This window comes from Mycobacterium kyorinense, assembly GCF_002101735.1.
GTDB lineage: Bacteria > Actinomycetota > Actinomycetes > Mycobacteriales > Mycobacteriaceae > Mycobacterium > Mycobacterium kyorinense.
Genome location: NZ_LQPE01000008.1, coordinates 1 through 23,412 on the forward strand (window position 1 = coordinate 1; position 23,412 = coordinate 23,412).

Sequence of the window (23,412 nt, forward strand, 5' to 3'; positions counted from 1 at the left end):
GGCGATCGCCTGACCCACCGCCGACTCCATCCAAAAGGCCAAATTTCAGACGCCCTCAGGGGCCAGAATCCGCACGCCATCGACGCCGACCCACCAGAGCCCATTACATCAGCGGCGTCCTAGTGTTCGCCGTTGACCGAACCGTTGGAGCTGTCCTGGTGTTCCCGCAGCGCGGTGAGGGCACGCTGCTCACCGGCGTGCGCCGCTTCGCGAAGCGAAGCGTCCTCCGACGGCGGGTCGGCGAACAGCAAGCTGCCCGAGCCGGGCGAGCCGGCCGAGCCGAGCTTGTTCATCTTGTTCGGCACCGGGGCCCCCTGGTAGTCCAGCGGTATCGGGTGACCGTGCTCGTCGACCGGGCCCAGCGGCTGGTGCAGTTCGATGTAGGCACCGTGCGGCAGCCGCTTGATGATCCCGGTTTCGATTCCGTGCTCGAGCACCGCGCGGTCGCTGCGCTGCAACCCGATGCACCACCGGTAGGTGACGAAGTAGATGAGCGGCGGCAGCACCACCGCCGAGATGCGGCCGATCCACGTCGTCGCGTTGAGCGAAATGTGGAACTTGTAGGCAATGATGTCGTTCATCGCGGACAGCGTCAGCACCATGTAGAACGCGATCGCCATCGCGCCGATCGAGGTGCGCACCGGAACGTCACGCGGCCGCTGCAGCAGGTTGTGGTGCGCGTAGTCGCCGGTCAGCCGCTTCTCCACGAAGGGGTAGATGGTCAGCAGCACGAAAACCAGGCCCATGATCAGCGCGACGCCGACGGCGCCGGGGATGGTGTGGTGCCAGAAGTAGAACTCCCACGCCGGCCAGATGCGGGCCAGGCCCTCGGTCCACATCATGTAGAAGTCCGGCTGTGAACCCGCCGAAACCTGAGATGGCTTGTAGGGTCCCAGGTTCCAGATCGGGTTGATCTGCAGCAGGCCGCCCATCAGACCGAGGATGGCGGTGGTCAGCGCGAAGAAGGCGCCGGACTTGACGGCGAACACCGGCATCACGCGCACCCCGACGACGTTGCGCTCGGTGCGGCCCGGACCGGGGAACTGGGTGTGCTTCTGGAACCACACCAGCGCCAGGTGAATGCCGATCAGCGCCAAAATGATGCCGGGGATCAGCAGGATGTGCAGCGCGTACAGCCGGGGGATCAGGATGTTGCCAGGGAAGTCGCCACCCATCAGCGCCCAGTGCAGCCACGTGCCGATCACCGGAATCCCCAACGTGATCGACGACAGCGCGGCCCGCAGCCCGATTCCGGACAGCAGGTCGTCGGGCAGCGAATAACCGAAGTACCCCTCGAACATGGACAGGATCAGCAGCAGTGACCCGATGACCCAGTTGGCTTCGCGCGGCCGGCGGAACGCGCCGGTGAAGAAGATGCGCGCCAGGTGCACCATGATCGCGGCGGAAAACATCAATGCCGCCCAGTGGTGGATCTGGCGCACGAACAGCCCGCCGCGCACCTCGAAGCTGATGTCGAGCGCCGATTCGTAGGCCCGCGACATCTGCACCCCCCGCAGCGGCTGGTACACGCCGTGATAGGTCACCTCAGTCATCGAAGGATCGAAGAACAGCGTCAGGTACACCCCGGTGATCAGCAGCACGATGAAGCTGTACAAGGCGATCTCGCCGAGCAAAAACGACCAGTGCGTGGGGAAGACCTTGTTCAGCTGGCGGCGTACCGCCGCTGCCGGGTGATACCGGGTGTCGATGTCCTGCGCCTGGCGGGCGAGCAAATTGCCAACATCAATTTTCGGACTCATGAGGTGCGCTCCCAGAATGCCGGTCCGACAGGCTCGATGAAGTCGCCGTTGGCGACCAGATATCCGTCGCTGTCAATCGTGATGGGCAGCTGCGCCAGCGCGCGCGCCGCGGGACCGAAGATCGGCTTGGCGTAGTGCAGCGCGTCGAACTGCGACTGGTGGCACGGGCACAGGATGCGGTAGGACTGCTGCTCGTACAGCGATGAGGGACAACCCAAGTGCGAGCAGACCTTGGTGTAGGCGAAGAACTCGCCGAAGTTGAAGCTTTCCTGGCCCTTGCGTTTGATCACCCGAGGCATGTCGCCCGGTTTGATGCGGATGAGCATCACGGGGTTGCGGACGCCCATCTTGATCTCGTTCAGCCGTTCGTGCGACTCGGGGGTAGTGCCGTCGCCGTCGGATTCCCGCCAAGGAAACACGGTTTCCATGCCGCCCGCGTCGATGTCCTCCGGGCGCATCCGGACGAACGGCGCACCGACGTGCTCACCAGTGGCGCGGGCCAGATAGATCGTTTCGCCGTGATAGCGCGGCGTCCAGTCCGAGGTCCACAGCACGGCTTTCTTACCCTCGGCGGTCTGCACCACCGGTTTCCACGGGTTCTTGATCAGACCACCGGCAAAGGCCACCAGTGTGCCGAGGCCGAACGCGCCCAGCCCGATACCCAGCGACGCGCCAATCAGCTTGCGGCGCCGCAACGTCGAGCCCTCGAACGCATCGGTCAGGTTGGCCACCACGGTCTTGCGGTGAATCTCCGGCGAGTCGCCGTCGTGGCGTTCCTGGATCGAAATCTCTTCGGGGATGAACTTTTTCTGGAACAGCACCGCGCCGACGGCGATCGACAGGATCGACAACCCGAAGGTCAGCCCGTAGAGGGGAGTGGCCAGCGTGTAGAGGAAGCTGCCTTCGGCCTCCTTGGGCTTGTATTCCCAGGGCCAGAACAAAAACACCAGCAGCAGCGCCAACCCGAAAAAGCCGCCCAGCAGCAGCCAGCGGGCCACCTGGCGGTCGGCGCGCTTTTCGGCCCTGGTGCCGGCGACCGGCCAGCGCGATTCCTTATATACGGTTTCGACGCCGTCGAGCCGGCCGCCGAGCTCGACGAGCTCCTCCCGCGACATTGCGTTCAGTTCCGCCTCGCTGGGTTCGCCCGGCACGCCTTTCTGACCGGGTGTGTCGGTGCCCTTCGCGTTGGTCACGATCGCGCCCCAATCCACAGTGCTGCGCCGATGACGGCAACCATCCCGATGATCCACATCGCCATGCCCTCGGGGGCCGGTCCAAAACCACCCAGGCCGTAGCCGCCCGGCTGCCGCTCTTCGCTCACGGTCTTCACGTAGGCGATGATGTCCTTCTTGGCGTCGAAGGACAGCTGACGGTCAGAGAACTTCGGCATGTTCTGCGGCCCGGTCAGCATCGCGGTGAGGATCTGCTGTTCGGTGGCCGGCTCCAGGTCGGGTGCGTACTTGCCCGACGACAGCGCGCCGCCCTTGCCGGTGAAGTTGTGGCACGACGCGCAGTTGAGCCGGAACAGGTCGCCGCCGCGGCCCAAATCGTCTCCGCGCAGCGACTTTTGGGCGATGCTCCCGTCCGGGTTACGCACCACGGTCGGGCCGCCGCCGTTGGCCTGCACGTAGGCGCCGAGCGCGTCGATCTGCCCGGCGTCGAAAATCGGGTCCTTGCGGGCCGCCTGCGCCTCGCCGCGCACGGCGGGCATCCGCCCGGTGGAGACCTGGAAGTACACGGCCGCCTCGCCGACGCCGATCAGGCTCGGGCCGCGGTCAGGCACGCCCTGCAGGTTGGCGCCGTGACAGGTGACGCAGGAGGTCTCGAACAGTTGCTTGCCGGTGCGCAGCAACGCCGAGGACGACTCGTCGGCGACGGCCTTCTGCGGGGTCGGCGTCAACACCGCGGCCAGCCCGCCGGCAACCGCCAGCGCCACCAACAGCAGCAGTCCGGCGGACAGCCGGCGGCGCAGCCGACGTTTCGCGCGTGATGACGCAGAAGTCTTCAACCGAACGCTCCTGTCCTTACGTGTCAACGGATGAAATAGATCGTGGCGAACAGCGCGATCCAGACGATGTCGACGAAGTGCCAGTAGTAGGAGACGACGATCGACGCGGTCGCTTGGGCGGGGGTGAACTTGCTCATCGTGGTGCGGGCCAGCAAAAAGATGAAAGCGATCAAGCCGCCGATGACGTGCAGCCCGTGGAAGCCGGTGGCCAGGTAGAAGACGCTGCCGTAGGCGCTGCCCGGGATCGTGGTGCCGTGCCCGGTCAGGTGGTAGTACTCGTAGCCCTGCCCGAGCACGAAGAACAACCCCATCAGGAACGTGACGACATACCAACGGCGCAGGCCGAATACGTCGCCTTTCTCGGCCGCGAACACGCCCATCTGGCAGGTGAACGACGAAGCGATCAGCACCAGCGTGACCGGGACGGCCTGATACAGGTTGAGGTGCGTCGGCTCGGGCGGCCAGTCGCCGCCGGCCTGAGCGCGCGCCGTGAAGTACATCGCGAACAAGCCAGCAAAGAACATGAGCTCGCTGGAAAGCCACACAATGGTGCCGACACTGACCATGTTCGGTCGGTTCAGCGAATGCACGCGCGACGTGATGGCAGTACCCGAGGTCCCTACAGCACTCGTCACATCCGCAAGTATGACGCTTTGTAGTTGTCGAACTCCACCCGGGGGCGGCAATCGGCGCATATGCGACCATCGGCGCGTGGCGGCTTCACCTTCCGGGTTGTCCTGGCCGCGGGTGCTGGGAGGCCTGACTGCGGGCCAGAACCTGGCCCGCGGGCAGGCCGCCTGGGCGATGGAGCAGATCATGACCGGCGCCGCGGCGCCCTCCCAGATCGCCGCGTTCGCGGTGGCGCTGACGATGAAGATCCCCACTGCTGCCGAGGTCGGCGAGCTCGCCGAGGTGATGCTGCAGCACGCGCGCCGGCTGCCCACCGACGAGATCGGCGCCGACACCGTCGACGTGGTCGGCACCGGCGGCGACGGCGTGTCCACGGTCAACCTGTCCACGATGGCCGCGATCGTGGTCGCGGCCGCGGGGGTGCCGGTGGTCAAACACGGCAACCGCGCGGCCTCGTCGCTGGCCGGCGGCGCCGACACGCTGGAGGCGCTCGGGGTGCCTATCGACCTGGGGCCCGACGAGGTGGCCCGTAGCGTCGCCGAGCTCGGGATCGGGTTCTGCTTCGCTCCGGCGTTTCACCCCTCGTACCGGCACGCGTCGGCGGTGCGGCGCGAGCTCGGCGTCCCGACGGTCTTCAATTTGCTTGGGCCGCTGACCAATCCGGGCCAGCCGCGGGCCGGGCTGATCGGCTGCGCGTTCGCAGACCTTGCCGAGGTGATGGCGACGGTCTTCGCGGCGCGGCGCTCCAGCGTGCTGGTGGTGCACGGCGACGACGGGCTCGACGAGCTGACCACCACCACGACCAGCACCATCTGGCGGGTGCAGGCCGGCACGGTCGACAAGCTGACGTTCGATCCTGCCGGGTTCGGGTTCGCCCGCGCCGATCTCGGCGATTTGTTGGGCGGCGACGCGGACGCCAACGCCGCGGAGGCGCGGGCCGTGCTGTCCGGCGCCAAGGGCCCGGTGCGCGACGCCGTCGTGCTCAACGCCGCCGGCGCGATCGTGGCCCATGCCGGGCTATCCAGCCGCGCCGAGTGGTTGCCGGCGTGGGAGGACGGGCTGCGCCGCGCGACCGACGCGATCGATTCCGGTGCGGCCGAACAGCTGCTCGCGCGATGGGTGCGGTTCGGTCAGCAGCTCTGACTCGGCCTGGGCGGCGGCGGCCCGCGCCGAGCGGGCCGCCGCCGCCCACGCCGCCCATCGGCCCGCCGCATGCAGCGGCGAACACCAGCCGGTGTCGCCGTCGACGCTGACGATCCGCACACCGGGCGCGTCCAGCCAGCGTGCGATCAGCGCGGTCTCCTCGACCAGCGCCCCGCCCAGGGGGGCGGGGCGCGGCAGCACCACCTGCCCACCGGCCCGCAGGGCGTCCACGACCGGCATCGGCGGCACGCCGCGGGCGGCGGTGCTGGCCGCGGCGAGCTGCCCGTAGCGGACGACGGCGAGCTGCCAGCCGCCGCGCCCGGGTGCGGCGGCCACCAGCTCGGGGAGCGCGGCCAGCGCCCGCAGGCGCTGGCCGCGCCAGAGCACCTCGACGGCGGTCATGGTGTGGTCGCGCAGCCGCGCCGCGGTCTCGTAGCGGCGCCGCTCGGCCAGGGCGGTGATCTGTGCGACGGCGGCGGCCAGCGCGGCGTTGTCGCGGCCGTCGATCAGTGCGGCGGCGTGCTGCACGGTCGGGGCGTACTGCTGGGCGGTGAGGTCGCGGCCGGCCGGGCACGGCGACACTTCCCGGACCGGGCAGGCCGGGCCGTGGAGCGCCGATCGCGCCAGCCGGGTGGTGCAGGTGCGCACCCCGGTGAAGCGGGCCAATAGGGCGGCGGTGTCGGCGGCGTCGGCGCGGGAGCGAAACGGGCCGATCGCCTGGTCGTGCCGCGGGGTGCGTACCACCGAGTATCGCGGAAATGCCTCGTCGCTCAACACAATCCACCACCAGCGGTGCGGGAACCGGGACCGCCGGTTGTAGGGCGGGGCGTGCGCGGCCAGCAGCCGCAGCTCGCGCACCCCGGCTTCCAACGCGTGGGCGCATTCGATGTGGTCGACGGTCTCGGCCAGCGCGACCATCTCCTTAGTGCGGCCTCGCGGGTCGGCGCCGTTGAAGTACTGAAATACCCTGCGGCGCAAGTCGATTGCGGTGCCGACGTAGAGCACCTCACCCGTCGGTCCGCGGAACAGGTAGACACCCGGCCGGTGCGGTAGCCGCTGGGCCAGCACCCGTTTGCGGCGCTGGGCATCGGTGACGCCGGGCAGATACGAGCGCAGGTCGGTGTAGGTGTGCACGCCCTGGTTGCCCACCCGCTCGATCAGCGCGTGCAACACCTCGACGGTGGCGCGGGCGTCGTCAAGGGCGCGGTGGGTCGGCTGGTTGGCGATCGCGAACAGCCGCGCCAACGCAGCGAGCCGCACGCTGGGCGCTTCTTCGCGACTGAGCACCCGACGGGCCAGCCGGACCGTGCACAGCACCTGCGGCCGCGACCACGGGATCCCGCACCGCTCGGCGGCTGCTCGCAGGAACCCGACGTCGAAGCGGGCGTTGTGGGCCACCAGCACCGCGCCGCGGGAGAACTCGAGAAACGCCGGCAGCACCGCGCCGATGGTCGGCGCGTCGCAGACCATCGCGGTGGTGATGCCGGTGAGTCGCACGATCTGCGGCGGGATGTCCCGCTGCGGGTCGACCAGCGTGGCGAACTCGCCCAGTACCTCGCCGCCGCGGACCTTGACCGCGCCGATCTCGGTGATGGCGTCGGTGGCGGCGCCGCCGGTGGTTTCCAGGTCGACGACCACGAAGGTGGTTTCCCGCAGCGGCAGCTCGGCGGCCCGCTCCACCTCGGCGAAGCTCAGCTGCTCGGGGGCGGGCACACCCATGGCGGAGACGTTATGCACGCATACCGACATCGAGGTCCGGGACTTGTCGGTGGCGGCGGTTAGCCTGCGCTCAGATCAGCCATGAGACCGAAAGGACAGCCAGATGGCGCAAACGACCAGGCCAGATGACCCCGGCGGGCCCACCGGATCGGTGACCATCGACTGCGACGATTGCGCGGTACGCGGGCCGGGGTGCCGCGACTGCGTCGTCAGCGTGCTACTCGGGGTACCGGAAACTTTGCTGGACGACGAGCGCGCCGCGCTGGAGGTGCTCGCCGATGCCGGGATGGCGCCCCGGCTTAGGCTGGTGCCGATCCACCGCCACCGCCCCGGGATGGCCTGACGGCCGGAAGTCTTGCTGATTTCTTAATGTTCCGCTGTTGGACATTGCCTATACCGTTTCGTAACCTGTCTGAGACCTAAAGCAGATGTGACGGTTTTGTCGACGGGTAAGGACACGAAATCTTGGGGTCGGGGCTACGCGATGGAGGCTGGACTGGACGTGCCCTCAAGCGGTTTGCTGTCGCCGCGATAGCGGGGCTCGTTGGTTTCTCGGGCATCACCGCCACCACTGTGCTGGCCGACCCGGCTGAAGATGCCGTGGCAAAGCTCAACGAGCTGTCCCGCCAAGCCGAGCAGACCACCGAGGCCATGCACAGCGCCCAGCTCGATCTCAACGAGAAGCTGGCCGTGCAGCGTGCCGCCGAAAAGAAGCACACCGACGACCAAGCCGCCGTGGACGCCACGAAGTCGCGGTTGGCAACCTTCCAGTCCTCGGTCAACAAATTTGCTGCAGCGATGTACATGGGCGGCCGCACCGACGGCATGGACGCGATCCTGACCGCCGAGTCGCCGCAGAACCTGATCGGCAAGCTCGCCGTGCAGCGAGTGATAGCCAGCGAGATGTCCGCGCAGATGGCCAGTTACCAGGCCGCCGGCGAGCAGGCCGCCAAAGCCGAGCAGGCGTCGGCGAAATCGGCCGCCGACGCCAAGACCGCAGCCGAGCAAGCCGCGGCGGTGCGCGCCGGTCTGCAGGCCAAGCAGAGCAAGTTGCAGCTGCAGATCGCCGTCGTCAAGTCGCAGTATCAGTCGCTGACACCGGGACAGCGCACGGCGCTGGCCGACCCGGGGCCGGTGCCGCCTCCGCCGGCCGTCGCGCTGGCCGCGGCCGCGCCCCCGCCCGCACCCGAAGCACTGCACCCGGGCGGTGGCCCCGACGGTGCCGCGCCGGAGGCGTTGCCGGGCGGCGCCGGTGGTAGCGGCCAGGGCGCCATCGCCGTTCAGGCCGCCTTGACCCAGGTCGGCCAGCCCTACGCCTGGGGCGGTGCCGCGCCGGGCGGCTTCGACTGCTCCGGGCTGGTGATGTGGGCATTCCAGCAGGCCGGCATCCCGCTGCCGCACTCCAGCCAGGCGCTCGCGCACGGCGGGCAGCCGGTGGCGCTGTCGGACCTGCAGCCCGGTGACGTGCTGACCTTCTATTCCGACGCCTCACACGCCGGCATCTACGTCGGCGACGGGCTGATGGTGCATTCCTCTACCTACGGTCAGCCGGTACGGGTGGTGCCGATGACCTCGTCCGGCCCGATCTACAACGCCCGCCGTTACTGAGTTCCGCCGCCGGCTGCTGGCGGGCACCCTTGTCGCCGAGCTGATCCTCGCCGCGGCGCTGTTGGTTCATCCGTCGGCCTCGCCGCCGCCCGTCGCGGCCCGACACGTGGTTCGGGCGGTCAACCTCGGTGGTTCGGGCGCCGAGCCGCTGCTGGGTCGCGTCTCGGCGGAGATGCCGGCCGCTGTCGATGCGGTGCAGGCGTTCTGGGGCGCCGACTGGCCGCGCGAGATCGTGGTGGTGGCCACCGGCTCGCAGCGCCAGTTCGAGGCCCAGGCCGGCGGCGGACCGGCCCCGCAGTGGTCCGATATCGCGGCGGTGGCAGTCGCCGATCGGGTGGATCCGGGCCGGCGGGTCGCGGTCGGTCAGCGCATCGTGTTCGCCCCCGGCGCGGCCGCCATGACTGACGCGGCGCTGCGAGTTGTGTTGCGCCACGAGCTTTTCCACTATGCGGCCCGGGCCGACACGGCGCTGGACGCGCCCCGCTGGCTGACCGAGGGCGTGGCCGATTTCGTGGCCCGCCCACCTGCCGCCGTGCCTGGCGCGTTGCCGACGGCTTTGCCGTCGGACGCCGACCTGGACACACCCGGGCCGGCGCGCTCGCTGGCCTACGACCGGGCCTGGTCGTTCGCCCGCTTCGTCGCCGACAGCTACGGGACGGCGACGCTGCGCGCCTTCTACGTTGCCGCGTGCGGAGCCGGGCACGCCGACCTGCGCGCCGCCGCGCACGACGTGCTCGGCACCGACCCGGCCGGCCTGCTCGCCAGCTGGCAGCGCTGGCTTTCGCCGACCGGCTAGCCTATCCCGGTGTCCCGGGTCCTGCTGGTTACCAATGACTTTCCCCCTCGGCCCGGCGGCATCCAGTCCTACCTGCAGGAGCTGGTCACCCGGGTGGCCGCGACCGGGTCGCATGCCGTGACGGTGTATGCGCCGCAGTGGAAGGGCGCCGACGCATTCGACGCCCGCGCAGCCGGCTACCGGGTGGTGCGTCACCCCGGCACGCTGATGCTGCCCGGGCCCGCCGTAGACGCGCGGATGCGCCGGTTGATCGCCGAGCACGGCATCGACACCGTCTGGTTCGGGGCGGCCGCGCCGCTGGCGTTGCTGGCCCGCCGCGCCCGCCGGGCCGGGGCGAGCCGGGTGCTGGCCAGCACCCACGGCCATGAAGTGGGCTGGTCGATGCTGCCGGTGGCACGGTCGGTGCTGCGCCGCATCGGCGAGGACACCGACGTCGTCACCTTCGTCAGCCGTTACACCCGGGCCCGCTTCGCCCCGGCTTTCGGTCCCGCGGCCGCGCTGGAATATCTGCCGCCCGGCGTGGACACCGACCGGTTCCGGCCGGATGCGGCCGGCCGCGCCGAACTGCGCGCCCGCTACCGGCTGGGGCAGCGGCCCACCGTGGTGTGCCTGTCGCGGCTGGTGCCGCGCAAGGGTCAGGACATGCTGATCCGCGCGCTGCCGGCGATCCGGCGGCGGGTGGACGGCGCCGCGCTGGTAATCGCCGGCGGCGGCCCCTACCTGGCGTCGTTACGCCAGCTGGCGCAGCGCTACGGCGTCAGCGACCACGTGACGTTCACCGGCGGGGTGCCCGCAGCCGAGCTGCCCGCCCACCACGCGATGGCCGACGTGTTCGCGATGCCGTGCCGCACCCGCGGCGCCGGGCTGGACGTCGAGGGGCTGGGCATCGTGTTTCTGGAGGCCTCGGCCACCGGGGTGCCGGTGATCGCCGGATGCTCGGGTGGGGCACCGGAAACGGTGCGGCACAACGAAACTGGACTCGTGGTCGACGGGCGTTCGGAGCAGCAGGTCGCCGACGCCGTCACCGAGCTGCTGGCCGACCCCGACCGCGCCGCGGCGATGGGCGCCGCCGGCCGGGCCTGGGCGACGGCGCAGTGGCGCTGGGACAGCTTGGCCGCGCGGCTGGCCGAGCTGCTTCGTCAGGCGTAGATCGCCTCGATGTCGGTGGCGAACTTTTCGGCCACCACCTTGCGCTTGACCTTCATCGTCGGCGTCAGCTCGCCGGTGTCCTCGGTGAAGTCGACGGGCAAGATGCGGAACTTGCGGATCGATTCCGCGTGGGAGACAGACTGATTGGCCTGTTTGACGGCGGCGTCCACCTCGGCGACCAGGTCGGGGTCGGTGGCCATGTCGCCCACCGAGCTGCCCGACGACTTGCTGTTGCGCTGCTTCCAGCCCTCGAACGCTTCGGGGTCGATGGTGATCAGCGCCCCGATGAACGGCTTGGCGTCCCCGACCACCATGGCCTGGCTGATCAGCGGGTGCGCCCGCAACTGGTCCTCCAGCACGGCGGGCGCCACGTTCTTGCCGCCCGCGGTGACAATGATCTCCTTCTTGCGGCCGGTGATCGTCAAGAACCCGTCGTCGTCGATGGCGCCGAGGTCACCGGTCTTGAACCAGCCATCGGCCATCGCCTCGGCGGTGGCCTGCTCGTTGTGCCAGTACTCCCGGAACACCACTCCGCCGCGCACCAGCAGTTCCCCGTCGTCGGCGATCCGCATGCTGTTGCCGGGCAACAACTTCCCGACGGTGCCGATCTTCAGGTCGCCCACCCGGTTGACCGTGATGGCCGCGCTGGTCTCGGTCAGGCCGTAGCCCTCGTGGATGGTCAGGCCGACGCCGCGGTAGAAGTGACCCAGCCGGGCGCCCAGCGGCCCGCCGCCCGAGATGGAGGCGCGGCAGTTGCCGCCCAGCGCCGCGCGCAGCTTGTGGTACACCAGCCGGTCGAACAGCGCATGCTTGGCGCGCAGCACCAGGTCGGGACCGCCACGATCCTGGGCTTCGCTCCAGTCGACCGCGGTCTGGGCGGCCATCTGGAAAATCCGGCCCTTGCCGTCGTTTTCGGCGTTCTGCGCGGCGGTGTTGTACACCTTCTCGAACACCCGCGGCACCGACACCACAATCGTCGGCTTGAACACCGAGAACATCGGCACCAGATTCTTGATGTCGCTGGTGAAACCGACGGTGACCTTGTTGGTGAACGCGGCCAGGGTGATCGCCCGGGCCAGCACGTGCGCCAGCGGCAAAAACACCAGCATCCGCTCGTTTTCGCCCAGCAGCGTCGGCAGCGACTCCTTGGCGCCGCGGATCTCGTAGACCAGGTTGGAATGGGTGAGCTGACAGCCCTTGGGCCGGCCGGTGGTGCCGGAGGTGTAGATCAGCGTGGCCGGGCCCTCGGCCCGCAACGCCTCGAGCCTCCCGGTCAGCTCGGCCGGGTCCACAGAAGCGCCGGCCTCGGCGAGCTGGTCGACTGCCTTGGGACCCGAGCCGTCGATGTGCATCACCCGCCGCAGCGCCGGCAACTCGCCCGTGAGCTCGGTGACGATCTTCGCGTGGGCGTCGGTTTCGGCCAACACCAGCACCGCCCCCGAGTCCTGCAACACCCAGCGCACCTGCTCGGCCGACGACGTCTCGTAGATCGGCACGGTGACCGCCCCGACCGCCAGGATCGCGAAGTCGAGGATCGCCCACTCGTAGCGGGTGGCCGAGAAGATCGCCACCCGATCGCCGGCCTGCACACCCTCCGCGATCAATCCCGCTGCGGCCGAACGGATTTGAGCAGCCGCCTCGGCGCAGGTGACGTCGGTCCAGGCGCCGTCGACCAGGCGTTGGAAGATCACGAAGTCGGGGTCGTCGCGCTCATGCTCGAATACCGCGGCGACGACGTTGTCGCGCTCGCCCACGGTGAACGGGGCGGGAACACTGATTTCTCGCACTCTTGTGACCTCGCTTGATGTAGGCGGCTGAGTGCGCTCCAGCCTAGTCCGGACGTGACGCCGTTCACTTGCCGACCGCGGTAATGCGTCGGCGCGACGATATGTGAAGCTAACGCCGTGCACAGCATTCAAGTCGCGGACGAGACGTTCGTCGCCGCCGACGCAGCACAGGTCGGGGCGGCGGTTGCCGACCGGGCCAGCTGGCGGCGCTGGTGGCCCGATCTGCGGCTCAACGTTGTCGAGGACCGCGCCGAGAAGGGCATCCGCTGGACGGTGACCGGCCCGCTCACCGGCACGATGGAGATCTGGCTCGAACCGGTGCTGGACGGGGTCCTGCTGCACTACTTCCTGCACGCCGAGCCCTCCGGTGCGGCGGCCTGGCAGCTGGCCCGGATGAACCTCGCCCGAATGACCCACCGCCGCCGGGTTGCGGGCAAGAATATGGCGTTCGCAGTGAAGGCGACGCTGGAGCGGTCGCGTCCCGTCGGGGTCGCGCCCGTGGCTTGACCCCCGCTCGGGCCGACGCGGGGAGTACCGTTTCTGCGACAGACACTGGGGGAGCACCCGCTTGCGGGGGAGAGGGAAGCAGCCAGGTGGCGGAGAAGACGGCACAGACGATCTACATCGACGCCGACCCCAGCACCGTGATGAGCGTGATCGCCGACATCGGCTCCTATCCGGAGTGGGTCTCGGAGTACAAGGAGGCCGAGGTCCTCGAGGCCGACGCCGACGGCTACCCGAAAGTCGCGCGCATGGTGCTCGACACCACGGTGCTCAAAGACACCCTGGTGTTCTCCTACGACTGGCCGAAAGACCGCGGCTCGGTACGCTGGTCACTGGTCTCCAGCTCTATACTGCGTTCCCTTGAGGGGGCATACTTGTTGTCGCCCAAGGGGTCTGGCACCGACGTGACGTACGAGCTCACGGTCGACCTGGCTATTCCGATGATCGGGTTGCTCAAGCGCAAGGCCGAGCGCAGGCTGACCGACACCGCGTTGAAGGATCTGAAGAAACGAGTCGAGGCTGAGTGAGTCGGCAACACCCGTCCTGGCCCGGATCAGTCTCTTCGTCGGCAAGGGCGGGGTAGGAAAGTCCACCCTGGCGGCCGCCACGGCCGTCGCCGACGCGCGCGCCGGCCGGCGGGTGCTCGTGGTGTCCACCGACCAGGCGCATTCGCTGGGTGACGTGCTGGGCGTGGCAGTTCCGCCGACCGGTCGGCGCGACCCGGTCCGGGTACTTGCCGATGACGTGGAGACCGGCGGTGGTTTCCTGGACGCGCTGGCGCTGGACACCCTGGCGCTGCTGGAGGCGCGCTGGCGTGACGTCGTCGACGCGCTGGGCGGGCGGTTTCCCGAGTCGGAGCTGGATAGCGTTGCGCCCGAAGAGCTCTCGGCATTGCCCGGCATCCAGGAAGTTCTCGGGCTGCACGAGGTCGGCGAGCTGGCCGCGTCCGGCAGGTGGGATCACGTCGTCGTCGACTGCGCATCCACCGCCGACGCGCTGCGGATGCTCACGCTGCCGGCCACGTTCGCGCTCTACGTGGAGCGCGCCTGGCCGCGCCATCGCAGACTGTCCGGTGCCGCCGACGACCGCTCGGCGGCGGTGGTGGAACTGCTTGAGCGCATCAGCGCCAGCGTCGAACGGCTCTCGGCACTGCTCACCGACCCGGCGCTGGTCGGCGCGCACCTGGTACTGACCGCGGAGCGGGTGGTGGCCGCGGAGGCGGTCCGCACGCTGGGCTCGCTGGCGCTGATGGGTGTTCGCGTCGAGGAGTTGATCGTCAATCAGATTTTGCTGCAAGACGATTCATATGAATACCGCAACCTGCCGGAGCATCCGGCCTTCGACTGGTATGCCGAGCGCATCGGTGAGCAGCGTGCCGTGCTGGACGAACTAGAGGCCACGATCGGCGACGTCGCGCTGGTGCTGACCCCGCATCTGGCGGGCGAGCCGATCGGCCCCAAGGCGCTGGCCGAACTGCTCGACAGCGCCCGTCGGCGCGACGGATCGGCGCCGCCGGGGCCGTTGCGTCCACTCGTGGATCTCGAATCGGGCTCAGGACTGCAGTCGGTGTACCGATTACGGCTAGAGTTGCCGCAAGTCGATTCCGGCGCGCTCAGCCTGGGCCGAGTCGACGACGACCTGATCATCAGCGCCGGCGGCATGCGGCGCCGAGTTCGGTTGGCGTCCGTACTGCGGCGGTGCACGGTGCTGGACGCTCATCTTCGAGGTAGTGAGCTGACGGTGCGTTTTCGACCCAATCCGGAGGTGTGGCCGGCGTGAGTGGCGTGCACCCCGACATCGGTCCGGAATTGCGGAAACTGGCGCAGACCATCCTGGACGGAATCGACCCCGCGGTGCGCGCGGCGGCGGTGCGCGCGTCGGGCGGCGGTCCGGAAACCGGCAAATGCCAACAGGTGTGGTGTCCGGTCTGTGCGCTGGCGGCGCTGGTCACCGGCGAACACCATCCGCTGCTGACCGTTATCGCCGACCACAGCGTCGCACTGCTGGCGATCATCCGCGCGATCATCGCCGAGGTCGACGGATCGGTGCCACCGTCGCCGCCGGAGGGCCCGCCCGGCGGCGGTGACACTGCGGAGCCCGCGCCCGAGACGGCCGCGAAGAGTCGCTACGAGCCAATCACGATCACCGTCGAGGAGTAGCCGAGCGTCGCGTGCTGTGGTCGCATCGACACTCGATCGGTACAGTTGGCGCAGTACTATCCGGCGCGGGTGAGAGGGAGGGGCCATGTGGTACTGGCTTTTCAAGTACATCTTCATGGGCCCGCTGCTCGCGCTGTTGGGACGCCCGAAAGTCGAAGGACTGGAAAACATCCCGCAATCCGGGCCGGCAATCCTGGCCAGTAACCACCTGGCGGTCGCCGACAGCTTCTACCTGCCGCTGGTGGTGCGACGCCGCATCACCTTTTTGGCCAAGGCGGAATACTTCACCGGGACCGGCCTGAAGGGATGGTTCCTGCGCTGGTTCTACAGCACTACCGGCCAGGTTCCGATCGACCGCACCGACGCCGACACCGCGGACGCGGCACTGCGCACCGCCGAGCGACTGCTCAAAGAGGGCAAGCTGCTCGGCATGTACCCCGAGGGCACCCGCTCACCCGACGGGCGGCTGTACAAGGGCAAGACCGGGCTGGCCCGGCTGGCGCTGCACACCGGCGTCCCGGTCATCCCGGTAGCGATGATCGGCACCGACAAGGTCAACCCGCCCGGCAGCAAGATGTGGCGGTTCGGCCGGGTCACCGTCCGGTTCGGCAAGCCGATGGAGTTCTCCCGGTTCGAGGGACTGGCCGGCAACCGCTTCATCGAGCGGGCCGTCACCGACGAGGTGATCTACGAGCTGATGCGCCTTTCGGGCCAGGAGTACGTCGACATTTACGCCGCCACCGTCAAGGACCGCTGCAACGGATCGGCACCGGCGAACGAAGCGCCGGCCCGCATCCCGGAGACGGCCGCCGGCTAGACCCGCGGCATCAGCCGACCGGTGCAGGTTCGGGCGCGGCGAATTCCCGCGGCGCGGTGCGCGCCGTGACGGCGACTCCGGCGGCGACGATGGTCGCCAGCGCCCACCACACGTAGGACGCCCCGACGAGTTGGCGCCAGCCGGCCGCCGTCGTCTCGTGGTGTTTGGGCATCAGGTCGATCGGCGTCCACACCATCACCGCCACCCCCGCAGCGCCGACCACGCCCAGCGCGGGGCTGCGGCGCCGCCACGCCAGCACACCGGTCACCGACACCGCAGGCAGCATCCACACCCAGTGGTGCGACCACGACACCGGCGACACCACCAACCCGAACAGGGCAATACAGATCACGGCCAGAGTCGGTTCGTTGGCTGCGAGCACGCGCCGCGCAGCCCAGACCGTCAACGCCAACACGAGCAGGCACGCGGCCACCCACAGCGGGAAGCGTTCGTGCTCGCCGAGCCCCAGCCGGGCCAGCGCGCCCGCGACATTCTGATTGGTGTTCAGCGAAGCGGCGCCGATACGGTCGGTCTTGCGCACGGTGTCCGTCCAGTACTCCCACGAGTCGCGCCAGGCCAGGGCAAACGCGACCAGGGTCGCCACCAGGAACGACGCCAGCGCGGTCAGCGCGGCACGGCCGTCGCGGCGCAGCAGGAAGTACAGCAGGAAGACCGCCGGCGTGAGTTTCAGCGCGATGCCCAGACCCAGCATCAGCCCGCGCGGCCACGGGGTGCGACGCGGCAGGCAATCGGCGAGCACCAGCGTCATCAGCACGACGTTGATCTGCCCGAACGCGAAGTTCGACCTGATCGGCTCCAGCCAGATCGCGGCCGCCGCCACGATGACCACGGCCAGCCAACACCGTCGCAGCCAGGCCGGGCCGGGCACCACACGCGAGCTGTCCCACACATCGAGGCGGGTCAGCACGATCATCATCGAGGTGATCAGCAGCGCCAGCGTCGTCAGCGTGATCGCCACGCTGGCCGCTGGCAGCCCCAACCAGGCGAACGGGCAGAACGCGATGGCCGCCAGCGGGGGATAGGTGAACGGCAGGTCCAGGCCGATGGGCGTGTGGAACTTGGTGTCGCCGGCGTACAGCGGTCGGCCGTCCAGCCAGGCTTGACCGCCCATCCGGTACACGTCGATGTCGATGCGGTACTGCGCGTGCCAGATCAGCTGCCAGGCCGCGTAGCCGAACACCGCCGCGGCGACCACCAGCAGCAACACCCACACGGCGGCCTGCCTGACGGCGACTCGCCCGCGCACACTGCCCACGTCGGGCGACTGCCGTCTACTCATGTCGCAGACAGCCTATCGGTGACCTTGGCGCCACGCGGTATTGCAACGGGCGATACGTGCGATGTGGGCGTACTTTTTTAAGGTGCTTGACTGGTTGCGGCATGACATCATCGACCGCGGACGATTGCCGTTGCTGTGCTGCCTGGTCGCGTTCATCCTGACGTTTTTTGTGACGCGCACGTTCGTGCGCTACATCCGTCATCGCGCCGACCGCGCCACCCCGCCGCGATGGTGGGAGCCGCGCAACATCCACATCGGGTCGATGCACATCCACCACGTGGTCATCGGGGTGGTCCTGGTGATGCTCTCCGGGGTGTCCCTGGTGACGTTGGCTCTGGAGGGCAATCAAGCTGAATTGACCACGGCGGCAATCTTTTTCGGTATCGGCGCAGCGCTGGTGCTCGACGAGTACGCGCTGATCCTGCACCTGTCCGACGTGTACTGGGAGGAGGACGGGCGGACTTCGGTGGACGCGGTGTTCGCCGCGGTCGCGGTCGGCGGGCTGCTGGTGCTGGGTCTGCACCCGCTGATGTTCTTCCTGTCCTTCTGGCAGGACACCCACTCGCCGCTGCTGCACGCCGCGGTGATCCTGGGGCTGGTGCTGACGCCGCCGCTGGCGATCGTCGTGCTGCTCAAGGGCAAGGTGTGGACCGGTCTGATCGGCATGTTCTTCGTGGTGCTGCTGGTCATCGGCGCGATCCGGCTGTCGCGTCCGCACGCGCCGTGGGCCCGGTGGCGCTATACCAATCAGCAGGACAAGATGCGACGGGCGGTGCAGCGAGAACGCCAGCTGCGCCGGCCGGTGATACGCGCCAAGCTGTGGGTGCAGAGCACCATTGCCGGTACGCCGCGCGTTCCCGACGAGCGCACCGTGGATGCGGCGCTGGACCTCGAGGTCCATGCCGCGCCGCCGCCGACGGGCCCGCTGCGCGTCCTGGTGCCCGGCGGCCGCGGCTAGGCTTCCGCGTCGTGCGGTACTTCTACGACACGGAATTCATCGAGGACGGCCGCACCATCGACCTGATCTCCATCGGGGTGGCGGCCGAGGACGGCCGCGAGTACTACGCCGTGTCCACCGAATTCGACCCGCAGCGCGCCGGAAGCTGGGTGCGTACCCATGTGCTGCCCAAGCTGCCGCCTCCCGCGTCGCCGCTGTGGCGGCCTCGCGCCCGGATCCGCTCGGACCTGGAGAGCTTTCTGGGTGTCGGCGGCGACGAGCCGATCGAGCTGTGGGCCTGGGTCGGCGCCTACGACCATGTCGCGTTATGTCAGCTGTGGGGCCCGATGACCGAGCTGCCCGCCGCGATTCCCCGCTTCACCCGGGAGCTGCGCCAGCTGTGGGAGGACCGCGGACGCCCGCGGATGCCGCGCCGCCCGCCGGATGTGCACGACGCCCTGGTCGACGCACGCGATCAACTGCGGCGGTTCCGGCTGATCACTAACGCAGGATAGCGTTCGTCCTGCTCAAGAGGCCGCTGCGGCCGGTTACGATATACGGGTGAACTGGACCGTCGACGTACCGATCGACCAGCTGCCCGCGCTGCCGCCGCTGCCGGCCGATCTGCGGGCCCAGCTCGACGTGGCGCTGGCCAAGCCCGCGGCGCAACAGCCCAGCTGGCCGGCCGATCAGGCCAAGGCGATGCGCACGGTCTTGGAGAGCGTCCCGCCGGTGACGGTGGCATCGGAGATCGTGCAGCTGCAGGAGCTGCTGGCCCAGGTCGCACGAGGTGAGGCGTTCCTGTTGCAAGGCGGCGACTGCGCGGAGACGTTCGTCGACAACACCGAGCCGCACATCCGCGCCAACATTCGCGCGCTGCTGCAAATGGCGGTGGTGCTGACCTACGGCGCCAGCCTGCCGGTGGTGAAGGTGGCCCGCATCGCGGGCCAGTACGCCAAGCCCCGTTCGTCGGACATCGACGCGCTGGGGCTGCGGTCCTACCGCGGCGACATGGTCAACGGGTTCGCTCCCGACGCTGCGGCCCGCGAGCACGATCCGTCGCGGCTGGTGCGTGCCTACGCCAACGCCAGCGCGGCGATGAATTTGGTGCGCGCGCTGACGTCGTCGGGGCTGGCGTCGCTGCACCTGGTGCAGGACTGGAACCGGGAGTTCGTCCGGACGTCGCCGGCGGGGGCGCGCTACGAAGCACTGGCCGCGGAGATCGATCGCGGCTTGCGGTTCATGAGCGCCTGCGGGGTGGAGGACCGCAACCTGCAGACCGCCGAGATCTACGCCAGCCACGAGGCGCTGGTGCTCGACTACGAGCGGGCCATGCTGCGGTTGTCCAACGCCGACGACGGCGAGCCGCAGCTCTACGACCTGTCGGCGCATTACCTGTGGATCGGCGACCGCACCCGGCAACTCGACGGTGCGCACATCGCGTTCGCGGAGGTGATCTCCAACCCGATCGGCGTCAAGATCGGCCCGACCACCACTCCCGAGCTCGCGGTCGAATACGTGGAGCGGCTCGACCCGCACAACAAGCCGGGCCGGCTGACCCTGGTGAGCAGGCTGGGCAACAACAAGGTGCGCGACCTGTTGCCGCCGATCATCGAGAAGGTGCAGGCCACCGGCCACCAGGTGATCTGGCAGTGCGACCCCATGCACGGCAACACCCACGAGTCGTCCACCGGATACAAGACGCGCCACTTCGACCGCATCGTCGACGAGGTGCAGGGCTTCTTCGAGGTGCACCGCGCGCTGGGCACCTACCCGGGCGGCATCCACGTGGAGATCACCGGCGAGAACGTCACCGAGTGTCTCGGTGGCGCGCAAGACATTTCGGACACCGACTTGGCGGGCCGCTACGAGACGGCGTGCGACCCGCGGCTCAACACCCAGCAGTCGCTGGAGTTGGCGTTCCTGGTCGCCGAGATGCTGCGCGACTAGCGGCGCTTAGAGAAGTCCCGCGAGGTTGCTGCCGATCGTCCACGCGGCGACGGCGACCATCCCGGTGATCGCCAGCACCACCGCTATCCAGATCAGCACCATGCGCTGGGCGTGTTGTCGGGCCCAGATGAACTCGCTGATCTCGATGCCCGCGAATAGCCTTGGCGTTTCGGAATATTCGGGTTCATCCGACCAGTCGCGGGGGAGTTGGCGGGTCGGTTGGCGCACCTGCTCGGTCGGCTGGTCGGTCCGGCTGCGGTACACCGCCTGTGAGCGGTGCTGGGCCGAGTTGCGGGGTGCGGGCACCCGGAACTCGGGCAGGTCCAGCTCGTCGGCAAGCCCGTCCAGCGCGGTGCTCATCTCGAGTGCATCGGCGTATCGTCGCGCGGGATCGCGCGCCGTGGCCCGCCCCACGAAGTCATCGAATTGTGTTGGCACACCAGCGATTCGCGCGCTAGGCGGCGGCACGTCGGTGTCAAGCCGTTGATAGGCGACCGACAACGCGGAGTCACCGTTGAACGGGGTGTGCCCGGTCAGCAGCTCGTAGGTCACGATTCCCAGCGCGTACACGTCACTGCGGGGGGTGGCTTTGCCGTCGCGGACCTGCTCCGGCGAGAGGTAGGCGGCGGTGCCGAGAATGACGCTGGCCGAAGTGATTCCGGCCGTCGCGACGGCGCGGACCAATCCGAAGTCGGCGATTTTGACCTCGCCGTCGTCGGAGATCAACACGTTCTCGGGTTTGACGTCACGGTGTACCAGCCCGGCTCGATGCGCGACGGCCAGCGCGCCCAGCACCGGGCGGAGCACCGCGGCTACGGCATGCGGCGGCATCGGGCCGCGTTCGGCGAGCAGCTCGCGCAGGGTGCCGCCCTCGATCAGCTCCATCACCAGGAACGGGTGGCGCGCGTCGAGGCCCTGGTCGTAGACCGCGACCAGCCCGGGATCCTTGAGCCGGGCCACGCTGCGGGCCTCCAGCCGAAACCGGGTCAGGAATTGCTCGTCGCCGGCGTAGCGCGCGTCCATCACCTTCAGCGCGACCGGTCGGTCCAGCCGTTCGTCGACGCCGCGGTACACCGTCGAAGTGCCGCCAGTGGCGATCTTGGCCGCAACGCGGTAGCGCCCGTCGAGCAGCGCGCCGACCAAGGGATCCGTCACGGGCTCATCGTAGGCGCCGCTGCGAATTCAGTCCGAAACCTGTACTCAGCGCGCCGGAATCGGCTCTACACTGGGCGCGATGAGCAGCATTCCGGCCGGCGACGACGTTCTGGACCCCAACGAACCCACCTACGACCTGTCCGACGTCGCCAAGCTTTTGGGTGTGCCGGTGACCAAGGTGCATCAGCAGCTGCGGGAGGGCCATCTGGTGGCGGTGCGCCGCGCCGGCGACGTGGTGGTGCCGCGGGTCTTCTTCACCGAATCCGGTCAGGTGGTCAAGAGCCTGCCCGGGCTGCTAATGGTGTTGCACGACGGCGGTTATCGCGACACCGAGATCGTGCGCTGGTTGTTCACCCCCGACCCGTCGCTGACCATCACCCGCGACGGCACCCGTGACGCCATCCGCAATGCGCGTCCGGTGGACGCGTTGCATGCCCATCAGGCGCGCGAAGTGCTGCGCCGGGCACAAGCTATGGCTTACTGAGACTTTCGGCCTCGTCGACGCGGGGTTCCGGTGCCCGGTACAGCGTGTACCACGCGATCACTGCGCAGCCGGTGGCGATGATGACGTGGATCCACGAGTACATGCCATGGGCCCCATCGGGTTTGAAGATGACCATGACCCACGTGGAAAACCCGGCGATCGCCGCGAGCGCCCGCCGCGACTGTGCGAGCGGGGCCACCACCGCCAGCGGCCAGGTGTAATACCACGGCAGCGCGGCGGGCACGAACAACACCACGATCAGCATCGCCCACGCGATCCCGGTGAGCGCCTCGCGGTCGTTGTGCCGGAATCGCCACCACAGCAGCGGCAACGCGACCGCGATGATCACGATCCCGGCGGCCCGGGTGACCTGCAGCACCGCGTAGAAGTTGACACCGAAGAACAACCCGCCGATCGCGTGGACCAGGTTCGCCACGGCCGTCGGCACGGTCAGCCAGTTGATGATCTTCACCGAGCCGGCCAGCGCGGTCAGCCAGCCCAGGCCGACTCGCGCCACGGCCGACAACACCGCGAAGACCGCCACGAAGATCAGCACCGACGTCGCGGTGGCCGCCGAGAAGGCGCGCAGCGGCCGGTATCCCCGGCGGTCGCCGAGATCACGCATCCACACCCAGACCAGGAACGGCAATGCGATCCCGGCGGTGGCTTTGACCGCCACAGCGACGGCGACCAGCGTGATTCCCGCGACGTGGTGGCGCTCCAGGGTCAGCGCGATGCCCGCTGTCATCAGACCCACCATCAGCATCTCGTTGTGCACACCACCCATCAGGTGGATGATCACCAGCGGGTTGAGCACGCAGATCCACAGCGCGGTCGGCGCGTCGGCGCCCAGATGGCGGGCTATTCGCGGGGTGGCCCAGATCAACAGCGCCAGCCCGGGCAGCATGCACAGGCGCAGCACCATGGTCCCTGCAATCACATGATTGCCGACCGCCATCGTGACCAGCTTGGCGATCAGGATGAACGCCGGTCCGTAGGGGGCGGTGGTGATCGTCCAGATGGGACTGACGTTGTCCAACAACGGATTCGGGTTGTCCACCGGGCCGACCGCATACGGGTCGAAGCCGTCGCGCAGCAGCGCGCCCTGGGCCAGATAGGAATAGGTGTCCCGGCTGAAAACCGGCACTGACAGCAGCAGCGGCGCCAGCCAGAAGCCGGTGGTGGCCACCATCGTGTATTCGGTTGCCTCGCCCGCGATTACCCGCCGCCCCAGCCGAAGCCAGGCGATCAACATCAGCGCGACACCCAGCCACAGCAGGACCGAGGACAGCACCAGGCCGTGGCCGAAGCGCAACCAGGACAGGTGCAGCGACTCCAGCAGCGGATCGTGCGGCTTGGTGCTGCCCGCGCCGAGCCCGCCCGCGGTGATGAGCACGGCGCCGCCGCCACCCAGAAGTGCCGGCCGGGCCTCGGCAGAGGTAGCGAACTCGCGAAGTCGCGAAAAATGTTGCGTGGCAACGGGAGTAGCTGTGGGAGTGGACATCG

General features: G+C 68.9%; 22 protein-coding genes and 1 pseudogene. 14 read left to right on the plus strand and 9 right to left on the minus strand.

The window, feature by feature from the left end:
• Positions 1–119 precede the first annotated feature (119 nt).
• From qcrB to ctaE, 4 genes are read right to left on the minus strand one after another with little or no spacing between them, the layout of a single operon-like run.
• Positions 120–1,760, minus strand: coding sequence for a cytochrome bc1 complex cytochrome b subunit (gene qcrB / locus AWC14_RS01465; protein ID WP_045382914.1), 1,641 nt, complete (start codon positions 1,758–1,760; stop codon positions 120–122).
• A complete protein-coding gene (gene qcrA / locus AWC14_RS01470; protein WP_346223288.1) occupies positions 1,757–2,956 on the minus strand; it encodes a cytochrome bc1 complex Rieske iron-sulfur subunit in 1,200 nt (399 codons plus the stop codon). Before qcrA ends, qcrB begins: the two co-directional genes overlap by 4 nt.
• Positions 2,950–3,768, minus strand: a complete 819-nt coding sequence (gene qcrC, locus AWC14_RS01475; RefSeq protein ID WP_142281505.1) for a cytochrome bc1 complex diheme cytochrome c subunit — start codon at positions 3,766–3,768, stop codon at positions 2,950–2,952. The genes qcrA and qcrC overlap by 7 nt, the downstream gene beginning before the upstream one ends.
• Before the next feature lie 23 nt (positions 3,769–3,791).
• Entirely contained in the window at positions 3,792–4,403 is a 612-nt protein-coding gene (gene ctaE, locus AWC14_RS01480) for an aa3-type cytochrome oxidase subunit III (RefSeq protein WP_045382917.1), read from the minus strand.
• A 76-nt stretch (positions 4,404–4,479) separates the two neighbouring features.
• Here ctaE and trpD point away from each other — a divergent pair, with 76 nt between their 5' ends.
• Positions 4,480–5,541, plus strand: a complete 1,062-nt coding sequence (trpD, locus tag AWC14_RS01485) for an anthranilate phosphoribosyltransferase (RefSeq protein WP_158089859.1) — start codon at positions 4,480–4,482, stop codon at positions 5,539–5,541.
• On the opposite strand, the pseudogene AWC14_RS01490 reads toward trpD, so the two are convergent.
• Positions 5,479–7,290 (minus strand): annotated as a pseudogene (locus AWC14_RS01490) (DEDD exonuclease domain-containing protein); the annotation flags it as partial. The gene trpD and the pseudogene AWC14_RS01490 sit on opposite strands and share 63 nt — an antisense overlap.
• A gap of 73 nt (positions 7,291–7,363) precedes the next feature.
• Between AWC14_RS01490 and AWC14_RS01495 the strand changes: the two are divergent.
• From AWC14_RS01495 to pimB, 4 genes are all read left to right on the plus strand, one after another.
• The gene (locus AWC14_RS01495) at positions 7,364–7,603 is read left to right on the plus strand and encodes a hypothetical protein (RefSeq protein WP_045382918.1); all 240 of its coding nucleotides are present in this window, start codon (positions 7,364–7,366) and stop codon (positions 7,601–7,603) included.
• A gap of 122 nt (positions 7,604–7,725) precedes the next feature.
• On the plus strand, positions 7,726–8,868 hold the full coding sequence (gene ripC / locus AWC14_RS01500; protein ID WP_081968262.1) for a peptidoglycan hydrolase RipC: 1,143 nt from the start codon (positions 7,726–7,728) through the stop codon (positions 8,866–8,868).
• Between the two features lie 13 nt (positions 8,869–8,881).
• Positions 8,882–9,664, plus strand: a complete 783-nt coding sequence (locus AWC14_RS01505; RefSeq protein ID WP_045382919.1) for a hypothetical protein — start codon at positions 8,882–8,884, stop codon at positions 9,662–9,664.
• A 9-nt stretch (positions 9,665–9,673) separates the two neighbouring features.
• The gene (gene pimB / locus AWC14_RS01510; protein ID WP_045382920.1) at positions 9,674–10,813 is read left to right on the plus strand and encodes a GDP-mannose-dependent alpha-(1-6)-phosphatidylinositol monomannoside mannosyltransferase; all 1,140 of its coding nucleotides are present in this window, start codon (positions 9,674–9,676) and stop codon (positions 10,811–10,813) included.
• Here the strand turns inward: pimB and AWC14_RS01515 are convergent.
• On the minus strand, positions 10,804–12,600 hold the full coding sequence (locus tag AWC14_RS01515; RefSeq protein ID WP_045382921.1) for an AMP-dependent synthetase/ligase: 1,797 nt from the start codon (positions 12,598–12,600) through the stop codon (positions 10,804–10,806). The two genes, pimB and AWC14_RS01515, sit on opposite strands and share 10 nt — an antisense overlap.
• A 117-nt stretch (positions 12,601–12,717) precedes the next feature.
• Here AWC14_RS01515 and AWC14_RS01520 point away from each other — a divergent pair, with 117 nt between their 5' ends.
• From AWC14_RS01520 to AWC14_RS01540, 5 genes are all read left to right on the plus strand, one after another.
• Positions 12,718–13,107, plus strand: coding sequence for a hypothetical protein (locus tag AWC14_RS01520; protein ID WP_045382922.1), 390 nt, complete (start codon positions 12,718–12,720; stop codon positions 13,105–13,107).
• A gap of 86 nt (positions 13,108–13,193) precedes the next feature.
• Positions 13,194–13,631 carry an SRPBCC family protein gene (locus AWC14_RS01525; protein ID WP_045382923.1) on the plus strand — a complete coding sequence of 146 codons (438 nt, stop codon included), beginning with the start codon at positions 13,194–13,196 and terminating at the stop codon, positions 13,629–13,631.
• A complete protein-coding gene (locus AWC14_RS01530) occupies positions 13,624–14,883 on the plus strand; it encodes an ArsA family ATPase (protein WP_082632534.1) in 1,260 nt (419 codons plus the stop codon). The genes AWC14_RS01525 and AWC14_RS01530 overlap by 8 nt, the downstream gene beginning before the upstream one ends.
• A complete protein-coding gene (locus AWC14_RS01535) occupies positions 14,880–15,263 on the plus strand; it encodes a hypothetical protein (RefSeq protein ID WP_045382949.1) in 384 nt (127 codons plus the stop codon). The genes AWC14_RS01530 and AWC14_RS01535 overlap by 4 nt, the downstream gene beginning before the upstream one ends.
• An 85-nt stretch (positions 15,264–15,348) precedes the next feature.
• Positions 15,349–16,080, plus strand: a complete 732-nt coding sequence (locus tag AWC14_RS01540) for a lysophospholipid acyltransferase family protein (RefSeq protein WP_045382924.1) — start codon at positions 15,349–15,351, stop codon at positions 16,078–16,080.
• Between the two features lie 10 nt (positions 16,081–16,090).
• Here AWC14_RS01540 and AWC14_RS01545 read toward each other — a convergent pair whose 3' ends face one another.
• On the minus strand, positions 16,091–17,380 hold the full coding sequence (locus AWC14_RS01545; protein ID WP_045382925.1) for a glycosyltransferase 87 family protein: 1,290 nt from the start codon (positions 17,378–17,380) through the stop codon (positions 16,091–16,093).
• Positions 17,381–17,441: 61 nt separating this feature from the next.
• Between AWC14_RS01545 and AWC14_RS01550 the strand changes: the two genes are divergently transcribed.
• The 3 genes from AWC14_RS01550 to AWC14_RS01560 are packed head-to-tail and all read left to right on the plus strand — an operon-like array spanning position 17,442 to position 20,267.
• Positions 17,442–18,338 carry a hypothetical protein gene (locus AWC14_RS01550; protein ID WP_045382926.1) on the plus strand — a complete coding sequence of 299 codons (897 nt, stop codon included), beginning with the start codon at positions 17,442–17,444 and terminating at the stop codon, positions 18,336–18,338.
• Positions 18,339–18,349: 11 nt separating this feature from the next.
• Entirely contained in the window at positions 18,350–18,832 is a 483-nt protein-coding gene (locus tag AWC14_RS01555; protein ID WP_045382928.1) for a polyadenylate-specific 3'-exoribonuclease AS, read from the plus strand.
• A gap of 46 nt (positions 18,833–18,878) precedes the next feature.
• Positions 18,879–20,267, plus strand: a complete 1,389-nt coding sequence (locus AWC14_RS01560) for a class II 3-deoxy-7-phosphoheptulonate synthase (RefSeq protein WP_045382930.1) — start codon at positions 18,879–18,881, stop codon at positions 20,265–20,267.
• Between the two features lie 6 nt (positions 20,268–20,273).
• Here the strand turns inward: AWC14_RS01560 and AWC14_RS01565 are convergent, their stop codons facing one another.
• Positions 20,274–21,422: a protein kinase domain-containing protein gene (locus tag AWC14_RS01565; RefSeq protein WP_193393843.1), complete on the minus strand. Its 1,149-nt coding sequence runs from the start codon at positions 21,420–21,422 to the stop codon at positions 20,274–20,276.
• A gap of 79 nt (positions 21,423–21,501) precedes the next feature.
• On the opposite strand from AWC14_RS01565, the gene AWC14_RS01570 reads away from it, so the two are divergent.
• Positions 21,502–21,906: an Rv2175c family DNA-binding protein gene (locus AWC14_RS01570; RefSeq protein ID WP_045382933.1), complete on the plus strand. Its 405-nt coding sequence runs from the start codon at positions 21,502–21,504 to the stop codon at positions 21,904–21,906.
• On the opposite strand, the gene AWC14_RS01575 is transcribed toward AWC14_RS01570, so the two are convergent.
• On the minus strand, positions 21,893–23,410 hold the full coding sequence (locus AWC14_RS01575; protein ID WP_045382934.1) for an alpha-(1->6)-mannopyranosyltransferase A: 1,518 nt from the start codon (positions 23,408–23,410) through the stop codon (positions 21,893–21,895). The genes AWC14_RS01570 and AWC14_RS01575 overlap by 14 nt on opposite strands.
• Between the last annotated feature and the right edge of the window lie 2 nt (positions 23,411–23,412).

What these genes read in the sequence shown, in the direction of transcription:
- qcrB (WP_045382914.1), bottom strand. Translation starts at nt 1,760, where the DNA reads ATGAGTCCGAAAATTGATGTTGGCAATTTGCTCGCCCGCCAGGCGCAG.
- AWC14_RS01495 (WP_045382918.1), top strand. Translation starts at nt 7,364, where the DNA reads ATGGCGCAAACGACCAGGCCAGATGACCCCGGCGGGCCCACCGGATCG.
- AWC14_RS01540 (WP_045382924.1), top strand. Translation starts at nt 15,349, where the DNA reads ATGTGGTACTGGCTTTTCAAGTACATCTTCATGGGCCCGCTGCTCGCG.
- AWC14_RS01545 (WP_045382925.1), bottom strand. Translation starts at nt 17,380, where the DNA reads ATGAGTAGACGGCAGTCGCCCGACGTGGGCAGTGTGCGCGGGCGAGTC.
- AWC14_RS01550 (WP_045382926.1), top strand. Translation starts at nt 17,442, where the DNA reads ATGTGGGCGTACTTTTTTAAGGTGCTTGACTGGTTGCGGCATGACATC.
- AWC14_RS01570 (WP_045382933.1), top strand. Translation starts at nt 21,502, where the DNA reads ATGAGCAGCATTCCGGCCGGCGACGACGTTCTGGACCCCAACGAACCC.
- AWC14_RS01575 (WP_045382934.1), bottom strand. Translation starts at nt 23,410, where the DNA reads ATGTCCACTCCCACAGCTACTCCCGTTGCCACGCAACATTTTTCGCGA.